The organism is Streptomyces sp. NPDC031365, assembly GCF_055569765.1.
In genome coordinates this window covers 1-12,477 of sequence record NZ_JBVIIM010000034.1, presented here as the reverse complement: position 1 = coordinate 12,477, position 12,477 = coordinate 1, and the positions used below count along the sequence as shown (strand labels likewise).

Genomic DNA, 12,477 nt, shown 5'->3' with positions numbered 1-12,477 from the left:
TTAGTGTCACCGGATGCTCGATGCCACCACTCGCTCCGGGGGCACCGCCGCGGCCTCTCCCCGGGCCGCCGCGAACGACCTCGCGGTCGCCGTCCCCACGGCCGCGTCCGCCCTCGTGCCCGCCACGGGTTTCGCCGCGCGGTGCGCCAGAGTGCTGTTGTCGCCCTGGTCACGGCTGTCCCTGCTCCTCGTGCTGCTCGCCTCCGCGGCGTCGACGATGCTGGTCCTCGAACCGCAACGGCTGCTGACCGACGGCTGGCCGGACCGGCTCGGCGGGGCCGCGGCGGTGGTGGCGTACGCGGTGGCCTACGGGGTGTGCACGGTGGCGTTCGTGCCGCGGCCGCTGCTGAACCTGGCCGCCGGTGCGCTGTTCGCCTCCCAGCTGGGTCTGGCCGCCGCGCTGGGCGGCACGGTGCTGGGCGCCGGGCTGGCCTTCTGTCTGGGCCGGGCGCTCGGCCAGGAGGCGCTGCGTCCGCTGCTGCGCGGACGCTGGCTGAAGGCCGCGGACAACCAGCTGAGCCGGCACGGCTTCCGCTCGATGCTGGCGGCCCGGCTGTTCCCGGGCATCCCCTTCGCCGCCACGAACTACTGCGCCGCGGTATCCCGCATGGGCCTGCTGCCGTTCCTGCTGGCGACGGCGCTCGGCTCGGTCCCGAACACCGCCGCCTATGTCGTGGCCGGCGCCCGCGCCTCGACGCCGACGTCGCCGGCCTTTCTGATCGCGCTGGCCTGCATCGCCGTACCGGGCCTCGCGGGCGCGGTGGTGGCGTGGCGCAAGCGGCACCAGCTGCGCGGGCAGTGAGAGGACCGTCAGTGCGTCAGACCCGTTCGAGCACCATCGCGTTGGCCAGCCCACCCGCCTCGCACATGGTCTGCAGGGCGTAACGGGCGCCGCGTTCGCGCATCGCGTGGACCAGGGTCGTCGTCAGCCGGGTGCCGCTGGCCCCGAGGGGATGGCCGAGGGCGACGGCTCCGCCGTGGACGTTGACCTTGGCGAGGTCGGCGCCGGTCTCCTGCTGCCAGGCCAGGACCACGCTGGAGAACGCCTCGTTGACCTCGAAGAGGTCGATGTCGTCGAGCGAGAGACCGGCCCGGCGCAGCACCTTCTCGGTGGCCGGGACGACGCCGGTGAGCATCAGCAGCGGGTCGGAGCCGGTGACGGCGAAGCTGTGCAACCGCGCGAGCGGGCGCAGGCCGAGCCGGGCGGCGGTTTCGCTCGAGGTGATGAGGACGGCCGAGGCGCCGTCGTTGACGGGGCTGGCGTTGCCCGCGGTGACGTTCCACTCGATCTGCGGGAAGCGCTCGGCGAAGGCGGGGTCGTGGTAGGCGGGCCGCAGACCGGATAGGACCTCGGCGGTGCTGTCCGGCCGTACGCACTCGTCGCGGGTGACGCCGTCCAGGGGTGCGACCTCGGCGTCGAACAGTCCGGCAGCCCAGGCGGCGGCGGCCCGCTGGTGCGAGGAGACGGCGAAGCCGTCCATCCGCTCGCGGGTGATCGACCACTTGGCGGCGATGAGCTCGGCGCTGATGCCCTGCGGGACCAGCCCTTCCGGGTAGCGCTCGGCGACGCCGGGGCCGAAGGGATCCTTGCCCTCGGGCACGTTGGACCACATCGGCACCCGGCTCATGGACTCCACCCCGCAGGCGACGACGAGGTCGTACGCGCCCGCGATGACACCCTGGGCCGCGAAGTGCACGGCCTGCTGGGAGGAGCCGCACTGGCGGTCCACCGTGGTGGCCGGGACGGACTCCGGCAGGCCGGCGGACAGGGCGGCGTAGCGCGTGGTGTTCATGGCCTGCTCGCCCACCTGGTCGACGGTGCCGCCGATGACGTCGTCGATCAGCGCGGGGTCCACGCCGGAGCGCTCGACGAGGGTGCGCAGGGTGTGGGCGAGGAGTTCGACGGGGTGGACGTGGGCCAGGGCGCCGTGCGGCTTGCCCTTGCCGATGGGGGTGCGTACGGCTTCGACGACGACTGCGTCACGCATGGTGCGGGCCTCCTTGGCCGCCCGGCCGGTTACCCGGGGGCGATACGGGAACGAACGACGTACCGATGAGTAGGAAATCCGAACTCACCATAGCGCCATGAGTTGGAAAATCAAACCCTCACCTACACTGGGCGTATGGCCGCCTCCAAGAATCCGCGCCCCTGCTCGATCGCCGACGCGCTCGCACTCGTCGGCGAGAAGTACTCCCTGCTCGTCCTGCGCGAGGTGTGTCTCGGCAACGGCCGTTTCGACCAGCTGGTACGCAACATCGGCGCCCCCCGCGACATCCTGGCCACGCGGCTGCGGCGGCTGGTCGACGCCGGGATCCTGACCAGGAGCCCCTACAGCGAGCGCCCGCAGCGCTTCGAGTACCGGCCCACCCGGGCCGGGCTGGAGCTGGAGCCCGTGCTGCTGACCCTCAAGGAGTGGGGCGACCGCCATCTGCGGCAGGACGGCGACCTGCCGATGGTGCTCGAGCACAGCTGCGGCCACGAGTTCGTCCCGGTCGTCACCTGCCGGGCGTGCGGCGACGAGGCGCGGCACGAGGAGCTGACCCCGCATCCGCGGTCCCCGGGCTGGACGGTGGGCGGCCCGACGGCGGCGGCCTGAGCCGACACCCGCGCCACGGGCCGCGAAGCCCCTGGGCCGGGGGTTCATCTTGGGGCGCTACGCTTCGCCCTCGGCGCACCTGATCATCGATCACCGCACACAGCGGTGTGGTGTGCCTTTCGCCCGTCCACGATCGGCACTTGGACTCCGTTACCTCATGTCTTGGTTTGAATCCCTCATCCTCGGACTCGTCCAGGGGCTGACCGAGTTCCTGCCCGTCTCCTCCAGCGCGCATCTGCGGCTGACCGCGGCCTTCTCCGGCTGGGAGGATCCGGGCGCGGCCTTCACCGCGATCACCCAGATCGGCACGGAGACCGCGGTGCTGATCTACTTCCGCAAGGACATCGGGCGGATCCTGTCGGCCTGGACCCGCTCCCTGACGGACAAGGAGATGCGCCGGGACCAGGACGCTCGCATGGGCTGGCTGGTCATCGTCGGATCGATCCCGATCGGTGTGCTCGGGGTGACGCTCAAGGACCAGATCGAGGGCCCGTTCCGCGATCTCCGGCTCACCGCTGCGATGCTCATCGGCATGGGCATCGTGCTCGGCGTCGCCGACCGCCTCGCGGCGCGGGACGAGAGCGGCGGCCGGCACCGGGTGGCCAAACAGCGCAAGGAACTGGGGGACCTGACGGTCAGGGACGGTCTGATCTACGGCATCTGCCAGGCCATGGCGCTCATCCCGGGCGTCTCCCGCTCCGGCGCCACCATCAGCGGCGGCCTGTTCATGGGCTACCGGCGCGAGGACGCGGCACGCTACTCCTTCCTGCTCGCCATCCCGGCGGTGCTGGCGTCCGGCCTGTTCGAACTGAAGGACGCGACGGAGGGCGGGCACGTCTCCTGGGGCCCGACGCTCTTCGCGACGGTCATCGCCTTCGCGGTCGGGTACGCGGTGATCGCCTGGTTCATGAAATTCATCAGCACCAAGTCGTTCATGCCGTTCGTGTACTACCGCATCGCCCTCGGTGTGGTGGTGATTGTGCTGGTCAGCATGGGTGCGCTGAGCCCGCACGCGGGCGAATCCGGCGGCTGAACCAGGGCCGCGCAGGTAGCGCTATCTAGCATTTCCTAGCGCCTGATTGCAGCGCCACGCCATGATCATCTCCCACTTGTCTCCCACTCATCTCCCACCGGGGAGGCGGGATACGCCCTCTTAGGGCGTGTGCGTCCGCAACGTAGGGGATGACGCGGAAGGGCCCGCACGTCCGTGTGGGCCCTTCCGTACGGAGGGTGGAGCGGGTCAGCTGGGGTTCATGTCCGGCCTAGCTGGGCCGCGACCCTCACCACGAGGAAACGCAGCCGCTCATCCACCGTGTCCCAGGCATCGCCGGTGAGGTCGTCCAGTGCGGCGGCGGCAGTGAGGATGAGCCGGCCGAGGCGCGCCTCCACGTCCTCCCACGTGTGCGTGATCTCAGCCACCTCACCGCGCGGGCCGGTGCCCAGCGCGCCGTACACGGCGGTGGCGATGGCGCCCGTGTCGCCGCTGATCGCGGCATCCGCGTCCCGGGTGCGGACTGCCGTTCCAGGCGCGCGAGCCGCGGGGCTTGTCTGTCCCCTTTCAGCCGCGGGGCCGGGGCCATTTCTCCCGCAGCCACGCCAGGTCGGTCTCGGCGCGGATGCGGGCCGCTTGCTCACGGGTGAACACCGCGTTCGTCTTGGTCAGGACCAGGGTGTAGGGGCGTCCCTGACGCCGGGTGGTGTGGGACACGGGCAGGCCGGCCAGATCGATACGGCTGTGGATGTGGCGGCGCCGGTCCTTCGCGAGCGGCCAATCCATGACCCGACGGGTGCGGGAGGTGAGGAAGGCGTCGAGGTCGGGGCAGAGGCCGCAGCCGGACCGGCAGGTACCGGCCGGGGTGAGTGACCAGTCGTCCGCCGCACGTACGGGGCGATTGACGGCCGCGGTGAGCCGGGCCTCGCAGTGGTCGGCGAGCGTCTGGAAGGCGTGGGCCGCGGGTGCCCCGTCTCGTACGGTCGTCGGTCGGTGGGCCGCGGTGCGCAGGGCCGGGAGCAGGCATTCCAGGGCGGTGTCCGGCAGGCCGCGCAGCGCGGTGACGATCGTGTCGGCGGTTTTCGGGTCGCACGCCTGCAGGATGCGGGCCAAGGGAGCTCCCAGCCGTTCCATGCCCGCGCGGCGCTCCGCCTCGCGGCCCACGTCGAGCCAGCCGGTGAGCTGCTGCTCGGCCGCTTGCCACACGCCCTCCACCAGCGGTGCCGCCACCGCGTCTCCGTCACCGTCAGCGGCCCGCAGCGCGGCACAGAGGCCGGGCAGAGACTCGAGCCACGCTGCGCGATCCGCCCCGGTGTACGCGGCGACCGGGCCGAACCAGCTGCCGACGGCCCCGCGCGACCACGTCCGCCCGTACCGTGCGGCCGCTTCCGCGAGATCGGGGACGTGTCGCTCGCCCAAGGTCTCCACCCCGAAGGGCGCAAGGAGCATCGCGGCGGTGTCCGCTTCCTCCAGTCCCACCGCGACGTGCAGGGCGGCAGTGAAGAGTGGAGCGGCCGCTTCGCCCGAACCGCGATGCTTCCAGATCGGGGCGAGCGACCGGGCCAGCGTACGCGCCAGCTCCAACTCCCCGGTGTCCAGGTGGCCCTGGAGTTCTCGCAGGGCTCCCTCGGAGCCGGCCTCGGCGCGTGCCGCGAACGAGCGTTGCCGGGGCCAGAGCACCACTGCGGCCCGCCGGTACCAGCGGTCCAGGGTGTTGCCGTAGTTGCCCATGTAGCCCTCGTACTCGGACTGGTAGGGCGTGAGGTCCTTGTTCTCGGTGGTGGCGCACACCTCGGCGTAAGAGACGGGCAGGGAGATCTGCTCACCGTCGGCGCCGTCGGGGCGGGTCCACCAGTCGAGGGTGATCTCGTCGTCGATCAGGTCGCCCAGCTCGTAGTCGGAGAAGTCGCCACTGCGGCGGCGCTCGGCCCCGGGCTCCCCGTCGGGGTCGAGGAGGCACTCACCCTCGCACTCCTCGTCCTCGCAGCCGTCGAAGTGCTCGACATCGCCGTAGTAGTCGTAGCGGTCGTAGGGCGGTACGGCGTCCCAAGTCTCCTTCACCTCGGCCAATGCGAGGACCGCCTCGCAGCCTGCCTGCCCGGCGGCCTGGCGGAGCCGGGTGGCACGCGTGGCGTCTGCACCCTTGAGGCGGTCCCAGTCCAGACCACGCTGGGTGTACTCGTGGTCGAGAAGGTACACGAGGCGGTTCGGGGGCGCCGTTTTCTGGCGGCCGTAGGCGTAACGCTCTTCGGCCGGCTCGGTGAAGTGTTCGGTCAGGCAGTGGGCCAGGTCGGCGGCCGGGCCACCGCCGTCCTCGCCGGCCGGGCGGGTGCGTTCGGCGAGGAGGTTCATGGTGAGGGTGACGCGGTAGCCGGACTTGACGGGCTTGACCTCGTGCAGGCAGTCCGCGTAGAAGGCAGCGAAGGTCAGCTTCTCCCGGGACGCCTGGTGGACGACGCTCCGGCCGGCGTGGGAGACGACGAGTTCGCCGCCGGTGTGGTGCGAGGGCAGCGAGACCACCAGGGTGCCCACCATGGAGTCGTCCTTCTCGGAGTCCTGGTGCGGCAGGAAGAACTGGCCCTTGCCGTAGACGAGCAGCGCGTGCGGTTCGGCCCGCAGGACGGTGGTGGGCGGCAGACCGAGCGCGGTACGGACGCCGTCGAGGACGCCGCTCAGGGTGCGGTCCCAGTCGGGGCCGCCCAGGGTGATCCGGTCCGGGGTGATCTCCCAGGTATCGCGCACGCTGGTGTCGGCCAGGGTCTGCTCACCGCGGCCGAAGCGGGCCTGCCGGGCCTGCGCGATCAGCTTCTTGGTGACCGGAGCGCGCAACGGCAGGGGCAGCACCCCGACGCCGTCGACCTCGATCCGCAGCGCGCGGGCGGACATCTCGATGCGGGTGCTGAAGTCCCCGCATCGCTCCGAGGCATCGAGCAGCTTCGCCAGTTGCTTTCGTGCTCCGTGTCCCAAGGTGTTTCGTTCCCCTGGTCGCCAGCGTGCCATTCCCTCTGTCCCGGAAACCCTAGCGCTGCTGGAAGTCCCTGTTCTCAGATGGCAGAACGGCCTTGACATTCGGGGCACCCGCGCAGGTTCAGGGGAGGCCCGGGACCGGTGGGGCGTTCTGCGGGGTGATCAAGGGGGCGGTTCTGTTCCCTGTGGAGATCGACCTCAGCCGGATCTTAGGCGGTACCCCATCCCGGTGCCTACGCGCGGGGATGTCGTGCGGCGAGCTCTCTGAGCGGCCGCGCCGACGCACAGCCCGGCTTGCGGCGGCGGGAATCCCGAATCGCCAAGGACGACTGACGGGCGCCGCCCGCCACCAGTCGTGCGAGCCGCACCTCTGGCCGGCTGCTCACGTCATCGTCCGTCGCGCCGTTCCGGTCCGTCGGGGCTCCATCAGGCACATTACTCTCATCGATGAGACTATCATTGAAGGTAGTCACATCGAGGAGAGTGCATCGTGAATGGTTTCATCGGGCGCCGGACCGAACTCGGCCTCTTGCGAGACCTGCTGCGCACGGTGCAGGCGGGCAGCAGAGGCGGACGACCGGGCCGCGCCATCCTGATCCGCGGGCGCCGAAGGGTAGGCAAGTCGCGGCTCGTAGAAGAGTTCCTGGAACGAGCAGACCTTCCGCACGTCTTCTTCACCGCCATCGGCGGCTCCCGAGACGAGGACCTGGCGGGCTTCACCGCCGAATTGGCCGCGTCCGCCCTGCCTGACGCCAGCCGCTTCTCGGACTTCGCCACACCACAGAGCTGGGATGCGGCCCTAAGCCTGCTCGCCACCGCTCTGCCCTCCGACGCACCCAGCATTGTCGTACTCGATGAGATGCCCTATCTCGTGCGTGAGGACGCCAGCTTCGAGGGAGCCTTGCAGAAGTCCTTCGACCGGACCCTGTCCAAGCTCCCGGTCCTGCTGATCCTCATCGGTTCGGACATCGCCATAATGGAACAGCTCAACACCTACGGACGCCCCTTCTATCAGCGTGGCACCGAGATGGTCGTCCCCGCTCTCACCCCCCACGACGTCGCCTCCATGCTCGACCTGGCCCCGGCCGACGCCTTCGACGCTCACCTCATCACGGGCGGCCTTCCCTTGATCCTGGAGGAATGGCCCCACGGCGCCGCCCTGTGGGACTACCTCGAACAGGCCCTCACCCGGCCCACCTCCGCACTCCTCGTCAGCGGCGAACGCACCCTGGCCGCCGAATTCCCCACCGAAGCGCAAGCCCGCACCGTCCTCAGCGCCATCGGCCACGGCGAACGCACCTTCACGCTCATCGGCCGAGCCGCCGGCGGCCTCCACCCAGGCTCCGTCAAACGCTCCCTGGAACTCCTCACCGGCCGCCGCATGGTCGCCGCCGAACTCCCCCTGTCCACCAAGCCGAGCCGCGAGACGCGCTACCGCATCGACGACCCCTACCTGCGGTTCTGGCTCTCCTTCATCGGCCCCGGCATCCCCGCCGTCGAACGCGGCCGCGGCGACCGCGTTCTCGACTCCATCCGAACGAGCTGGACATCCTGGCGCGGGCGCGCCATCGAACCCGTCATCCGCGAAGCCCTCTGGCGCCTGGCCGACGACTGGCTCCCCGAGGGCACCGGCGTCGTCGGAGGCTACTGGACCCGCACCAACGACCCGGAGATCGACCTCATCGGCGCCGACCGCTCCCCCATCGCAAAGAAGATCACCTTCGCCGGATCCATCAAATGGCTTGAGAACAAGCCCTTCGACCAGCGCGACCTGGCCCGCCTGATCACCCATCGCTCCCAGCTTCCCGGGGCCGACGACGACACCCCCCTGCTCGCGGTCGCCCGCAGCGGCTGCACCGCGGAAGGAATCACCACCCTCACCCCGGAAGACCTGCTCGCCGCTTGGAACTGAGCGGGGACTCAAGACCGTTCAGCTTGAGCACCGCGAGACGTCGTCGAGCCCGCCGTGAACGCCGGCCTCACCTTGCCTACCACAACGGCCGCACCGAAGGCGTCAACACCCGCACCAAAAGGATCACGAGACAGATGCACGGACGCGCCGGATTCGACTTCCTCCACCACCGCATCCTCCTGCCCTGACGGCTACTCGGCGTCACCACCGACTACGGACCAGAGCCGTTCGTTTGACAGACGCGGCGCAGGGTGTCCGGGGCGTGGACCAGTATTGCCTTCATCGTGACCATGGCCGTGGCGCGCTGTTCAACGGCCTGGTCGTGCGCGATTGTGAGCTGGCGGATCATCTCGGCTTCGCCGTCGGCGGTCTTCGGCGTGGCGGTCGCGAACCCGGCGAGCACGGCGCGGGCGGCGTTCTCGGCGTCCAGGGTGTCGGACTTTCCGTTCATGCGCCGCAGCCTGCGGTCCGGACGGCCGGCCTCGACCACCTTGTGACCGTTCCTGCGGAGAAACGATGTCAGCGTGGCGCCGTAGGAGCCGGTGCTCGCCGCGATGCCGGCAGCGTCCAGGTGCTCGGCGAGTTTGTGGTTGACCTCGATCCCGGCGGCCTTCAGCTCGGCCGTGATGCGCGGGATGCCGTAGGTGCCGTCGGACTCCTTGTGGATCTCCCGGATCCGCCTCGCGAGGCGGGCGTCCTCCCGAGCTCGCGCCAGGCGGGCCGGGGCGGCCTTCAGCCACCGGTAGAACCCGGACCGGGAGACCTCCAGGACCTGGCACAGCCGCTTGACGCCGAACGCGCCGCGATGATCATCAACGAACTGGAAGCGGTTCAGGAGCCGTCAACTAACTACTGCCGGACTTGATGTCGCTTTCGTAGTCAGCGATCACGTCTTGGAGGGCCTCGATCGTGCGGGGTGGGTGATTTCGTCGGCGCTGAGTGATGGCCGCGGTGATGTCGGGGGCCGCGGCGAAGGCCAGCAGGGGCATGGTCCGGTGAGCGTGATAACTCAGGGTGTTGCGGTCCCGGCCGAGCAGTCGGGCCGTCAGGGTGAGGGTGACGGTGTTGCGACGGCTCAGGACGGCGGCCAGGACGCTGCGGGCGCCGTCGGCGGACGTGGTTGCGGATCCACTGGGCGTACTGCTCGATGTTCGCCCCGTCGGGATCGATCCTGACCAGTTCGCAGGTGGTGTCGCGTACGCCGAAACCGATCAGGCCGCCGCGGGTGTTGGCCATCGCGGCGACGTCCTTGGCCAGTTCGTTCCACCGGCCGTCCCTCTTCGGACGGTGTAGCGGGAACAGGACCGGCCGCCTGCCCGGGCGGCCGACCCTGTGCGTGGGTGGCCGGGTCAGCCGTGGTTGGTGAGGCAGCCGTTGCCGCCGCGGGTAAACGCCTGCATCGCCGCCTGGAGCAGACCCGCCTCCCCTGCCGCTGCCCGCAGATCTGCGGCGATCCCCTCCACCGTCGTCGGCATGCCAGGATGCCCTCGGCGGACAGCCATGCCGCGCTTCCAGCACAAATCCACCCGACGCAGCGCCACACCCGGAAATTGAGACGACGCGGGCGGTGGCGAGTCCGCTCCGCAGGCGGCACACGGGTGTGACGGCGCAGCGAGGATCCGGGCGACGGCCTCGCGCAGTGCGGGCGGCCCCGGTGCGGGTTCGAGGCGCGCGCGAAGGCCCCGGCCGACGCGCCCCCGGGTGAGCGTGCCCCGTTCCCCGGCCGCGCCGCCCATCCCCGCCCGTCCTTTCCCCCTTCACGGCCGCAGGAAAGGGCGGGTAAGGTCAGCGCTCGTCCGGCCAGGTCCTCAGCACCGGGCCAGTGTCCTCGTCGACCAAAGTGACGGTGCCGTCCGGCATTGCGCCGTACGCGCCGACCCAGGCGACGAACTTGTCGCGGGCCACGGCCTCGCTCCCTTACCAACCGTGCATGGTGGGAGGGCGCGCGCCCCACGTGCCGGTGGCGGGCAGCGACACCTCGGTCCAGTACGAGGCGATGGTGCCGATGCCGTCCGGTCCGTCGACGGCAGCTGGACGCGCCGCGGGTCAATGGTGGCCATGTTCGGCTTCGGGCGCAGCATCGCGATCACCGTCTTGTTGACGGCCATCGGTTGGGAGGCCCCGCTGGAGCCCGAGCCGCGTTGCCATGCGTGCCCGGTCCAGGCACGTCATGACACCAGGCCGGCCCCCTCCAGCTCGGTCAGCCGCACGGTGCACAGCCCCCCACGTTCGGCCTTCACCTCCGTCACCTTCAACTGCGTCCCCGGCGCGAGGATGTACTCCTCCTCACCTGTGAACGCGGAGAACTGCCGGATCCCCACCGCCCGCGCGGGTGTCACCTCGAACAGCGTCCGCCGGCCACGCCCGCCGAGGAACGCGCGAGCCACACCCGGCTCGGACGTGCACGACGACACGCCCCACCACGTCACCGTCCGCCCCAGCGGGTACTGGGACCGCAGATCCAGCGCCACACCACGCCACAGCGGCCGTGTCTGTGCCGGCAACGCCTCCATCGCCGAAAACAGCAACCGCAGGTACGGCAGGTACGGCACCACGCGCTCGCGGTCCGACGAGCGCAGCACGGCGTTGATCTCGCGGTAGAAGCCCGACTCGCACGTGTACAGGTAGAGGGCCGAGATCGCGTCGGCCGACAAGGCGCCCACGGCCTCCCCGGACAGCGCGCCCGCGGACGCCGCCTCCGCGGCCTTCGTCTCCCCGAAACGGTTCGACAGATCGATATGCCGATCCAGGTGCGCGAGCACCCGCGAGACCGGGTCGACGGCCTTCCGGAAGTCCACCAGCGGCGTGTCGAACACCCCGGTGACGGGCGGCAGAACGAGACCCTCGTCCTTGACGCTGGTGAGCCGCTCCAGATACAGCTGGTGCAACTCCATCGTGGACGCGATGAACGCCCCCATCCGCTGTGCGACACCACCGTCCTTGGGCCCGCCGGCCCCGCCCGTCCCCTGGTCCCAGCCCTTCTGCGGCAGCCAGTCGACCGGCTCGGCCCCCACCACCGCCAGGGCGTCGTTCACCTGGGCGAAGTGGTCGCCCTCGCAGAACAGATCCCCCTGCGCGGCCGGATTGGCGTGGTCCAAGTGACGCACCTGCACCCCCGGGTACTTCTCCTCCAGCCGCTGGACGACCCTCTTCAGGCTGCGGGCGTGCGCGCCCCACCAGGCGAACACCACCCCCCGGTCGTCCTCCTCCACCGCATCCTGCTTCGCCCGGAGGATCTCCTCGACGATCTGCTCGACCACGGGGCGCCAGAACGACGTGTGCCGATCGGTGGCCATCGCCCCGTCCGCGCTCGCCGTGAGGGACGCGTTCAGCAGCAGCACACCCTGGGTGAGCATCGCCTGAAACCACTCGGGCGGCTGAACCGTGTCCTCCTTCTTCAGCAGGGCGCGGACGTCGGCGATCGGGGTCTTCTTGATGATGCCGTACTTCCACATCGCGGCCGCCTTGATGAGGCAGCGGATGCTGACGACCCGGCCGAACTGGCTGTCCTTCCAGTCGTTGAAGGTGTTGTCGAACATCGCGATGCCGGTCGCGCTCTCCGCCCGCGGATAGGGGTTCTGTCCGAAGACGACCACCTTCCACTTCTCCGGCGGATGCGGCTTCAACGCCTGGAACGTCAGCTCGCGCACCGGAACGACCTCCGGGCTGCGCTTCGGGCCGATGAAGTCGGCGGCTCCCGGATGTGCCTCGATCAACGGTTTGAGCAGTGGCAGCCACGGCTCGCCGCCACCGGTGAACAAGTCGGCCAGTCCCAGCGGATCTCCGGCCGGGGAACCGGCATCGCCCGCGGCCGTCACGTCGACATCACTCACGAGGGTGGAACTCCCGATACTCGAACCGGACGCCTCCACGGGCGCCCCGGCATTCTGAACAGATGCGGCAAGGTCGTCACCGGTGAAGCTTCCCCTTGATCATGGACACCTGGAGACTGGGATCTTGAGGTTCCAGAGGAAGTAGCACCAGGTGGGAAGTAAGTACACGAAGCGGTA

Annotated in this window: 10 protein-coding genes and 3 pseudogenes; 4 read left to right on the top strand and 9 right to left on the bottom strand. The window is 70.2% G+C overall.

From position 1 onward, the window contains the following. The first annotated feature begins 13 nt into the window (after positions 1 to 13). A complete protein-coding gene (locus tag ACZ5C2_RS33270) occupies positions 14 to 802 on the top strand; it encodes a TVP38/TMEM64 family protein (protein ID WP_468799664.1) in 789 nt (262 codons plus the stop codon). Between the two features lie 16 nt (positions 803 to 818). Here ACZ5C2_RS33270 and ACZ5C2_RS33265 read toward each other — a convergent pair whose 3' ends face one another. Beyond that, positions 819 to 1,988 (bottom strand): thiolase family protein, encoded by a 1,170-nt coding sequence (locus tag ACZ5C2_RS33265; protein WP_468799662.1) that lies wholly within the window; start codon positions 1,986 to 1,988, stop codon positions 819 to 821. Between the two features lie 135 nt (positions 1,989 to 2,123). Between ACZ5C2_RS33265 and ACZ5C2_RS33260 the strand changes: the two genes are divergently transcribed. Together ACZ5C2_RS33260 and ACZ5C2_RS33255 are read left to right on the top strand one after the other, a co-directional pair. After that, positions 2,124 to 2,597 (top strand): winged helix-turn-helix transcriptional regulator, encoded by a 474-nt coding sequence (locus tag ACZ5C2_RS33260; protein ID WP_468799660.1) that lies wholly within the window; start codon positions 2,124 to 2,126, stop codon positions 2,595 to 2,597. A 157-nt stretch (positions 2,598 to 2,754) separates the two neighbouring features. Continuing rightward, positions 2,755 to 3,630, top strand: coding sequence for an undecaprenyl-diphosphate phosphatase (locus tag ACZ5C2_RS33255; RefSeq protein ID WP_468799658.1), 876 nt, complete (start codon positions 2,755 to 2,757; stop codon positions 3,628 to 3,630). A gap of 218 nt (positions 3,631 to 3,848) precedes the next feature. Here the strand turns inward: ACZ5C2_RS33255 and ACZ5C2_RS33250 are convergent, their stop codons facing one another. Beyond that, complete coding sequence (locus tag ACZ5C2_RS33250; RefSeq protein WP_468799656.1) at positions 3,849 to 4,052, bottom strand: hypothetical protein; 204 nt, start codon at positions 4,050 to 4,052, stop codon at positions 3,849 to 3,851. 103 nt (positions 4,053 to 4,155) lie between these two features. After that, on the bottom strand, positions 4,156 to 6,555 hold the full coding sequence (locus ACZ5C2_RS33245) for a 2OG-Fe(II) oxygenase (protein WP_468799654.1): 2,400 nt from the start codon (positions 6,553 to 6,555) through the stop codon (positions 4,156 to 4,158). 490 nt (positions 6,556 to 7,045) lie between these two features. Here ACZ5C2_RS33245 and ACZ5C2_RS33240 point away from each other — a divergent pair, with 490 nt between their 5' ends. Next, on the top strand, positions 7,046 to 8,467 hold the full coding sequence (locus ACZ5C2_RS33240; RefSeq protein WP_468799652.1) for an ATP-binding protein: 1,422 nt from the start codon (positions 7,046 to 7,048) through the stop codon (positions 8,465 to 8,467). A 211-nt stretch (positions 8,468 to 8,678) separates the two neighbouring features. Here ACZ5C2_RS33240 and ACZ5C2_RS33235 read toward each other — a convergent pair whose 3' ends face one another. The 6 genes and pseudogenes from ACZ5C2_RS33235 to ACZ5C2_RS33210 all read right to left on the bottom strand — a co-directional run bounded on the left by ACZ5C2_RS33235 (position 8,679) and on the right by ACZ5C2_RS33210 (position 12,300). Next, positions 8,679 to 9,023, bottom strand: coding sequence for an IS110 family transposase (locus ACZ5C2_RS33235; RefSeq protein WP_468799788.1), 345 nt, complete (start codon positions 9,021 to 9,023; stop codon positions 8,679 to 8,681). A 12-nt stretch (positions 9,024 to 9,035) separates the two neighbouring features. Beyond that, positions 9,036 to 9,305 (bottom strand): annotated as a pseudogene (locus tag ACZ5C2_RS33230) (IS3 family transposase); the annotation flags it as partial. A gap of 7 nt (positions 9,306 to 9,312) precedes the next feature. After that, a pseudogene (locus ACZ5C2_RS33225) lies at positions 9,313 to 9,576 on the bottom strand (ISAzo13 family transposase); the annotation flags it as partial. Positions 9,577 to 9,634: 58 nt separating this feature from the next. Beyond that, positions 9,635 to 9,703, bottom strand: a pseudogene (locus tag ACZ5C2_RS33220) (hypothetical protein); the annotation flags it as partial. Between the two features lie 113 nt (positions 9,704 to 9,816). After that, positions 9,817 to 9,942, bottom strand: a complete 126-nt coding sequence (locus ACZ5C2_RS33215; protein WP_468799650.1) for a hypothetical protein — start codon at positions 9,940 to 9,942, stop codon at positions 9,817 to 9,819. Positions 9,943 to 10,635: 693 nt separating this feature from the next. Continuing rightward, the gene (locus ACZ5C2_RS33210) at positions 10,636 to 12,300 is read right to left on the bottom strand and encodes an ADP-ribosyltransferase domain-containing protein (RefSeq protein WP_468799648.1); all 1,665 of its coding nucleotides are present in this window, start codon (positions 12,298 to 12,300) and stop codon (positions 10,636 to 10,638) included. Positions 12,301 to 12,477: the final 177 nt, after the last annotated feature.

Coding starts and splice junctions, on each gene's coding strand:
- ACZ5C2_RS33270 (WP_468799664.1), top strand. CDS start 14: ATGCTCGATGCCACCACTCGCTCCGGGGGCACCGCCGCGGCCTCTCCC.
- ACZ5C2_RS33265 (WP_468799662.1), bottom strand. CDS start 1,988: ATGCGTGACGCAGTCGTCGTCGAAGCCGTACGCACCCCCATCGGCAAG.
- ACZ5C2_RS33260 (WP_468799660.1), top strand. CDS start 2,124: ATGGCCGCCTCCAAGAATCCGCGCCCCTGCTCGATCGCCGACGCGCTC.
- ACZ5C2_RS33255 (WP_468799658.1), top strand. CDS start 2,755: ATGTCTTGGTTTGAATCCCTCATCCTCGGACTCGTCCAGGGGCTGACC.
- ACZ5C2_RS33215 (WP_468799650.1), bottom strand. CDS start 9,942: ATGCCGACGACGGTGGAGGGGATCGCCGCAGATCTGCGGGCAGCGGCA.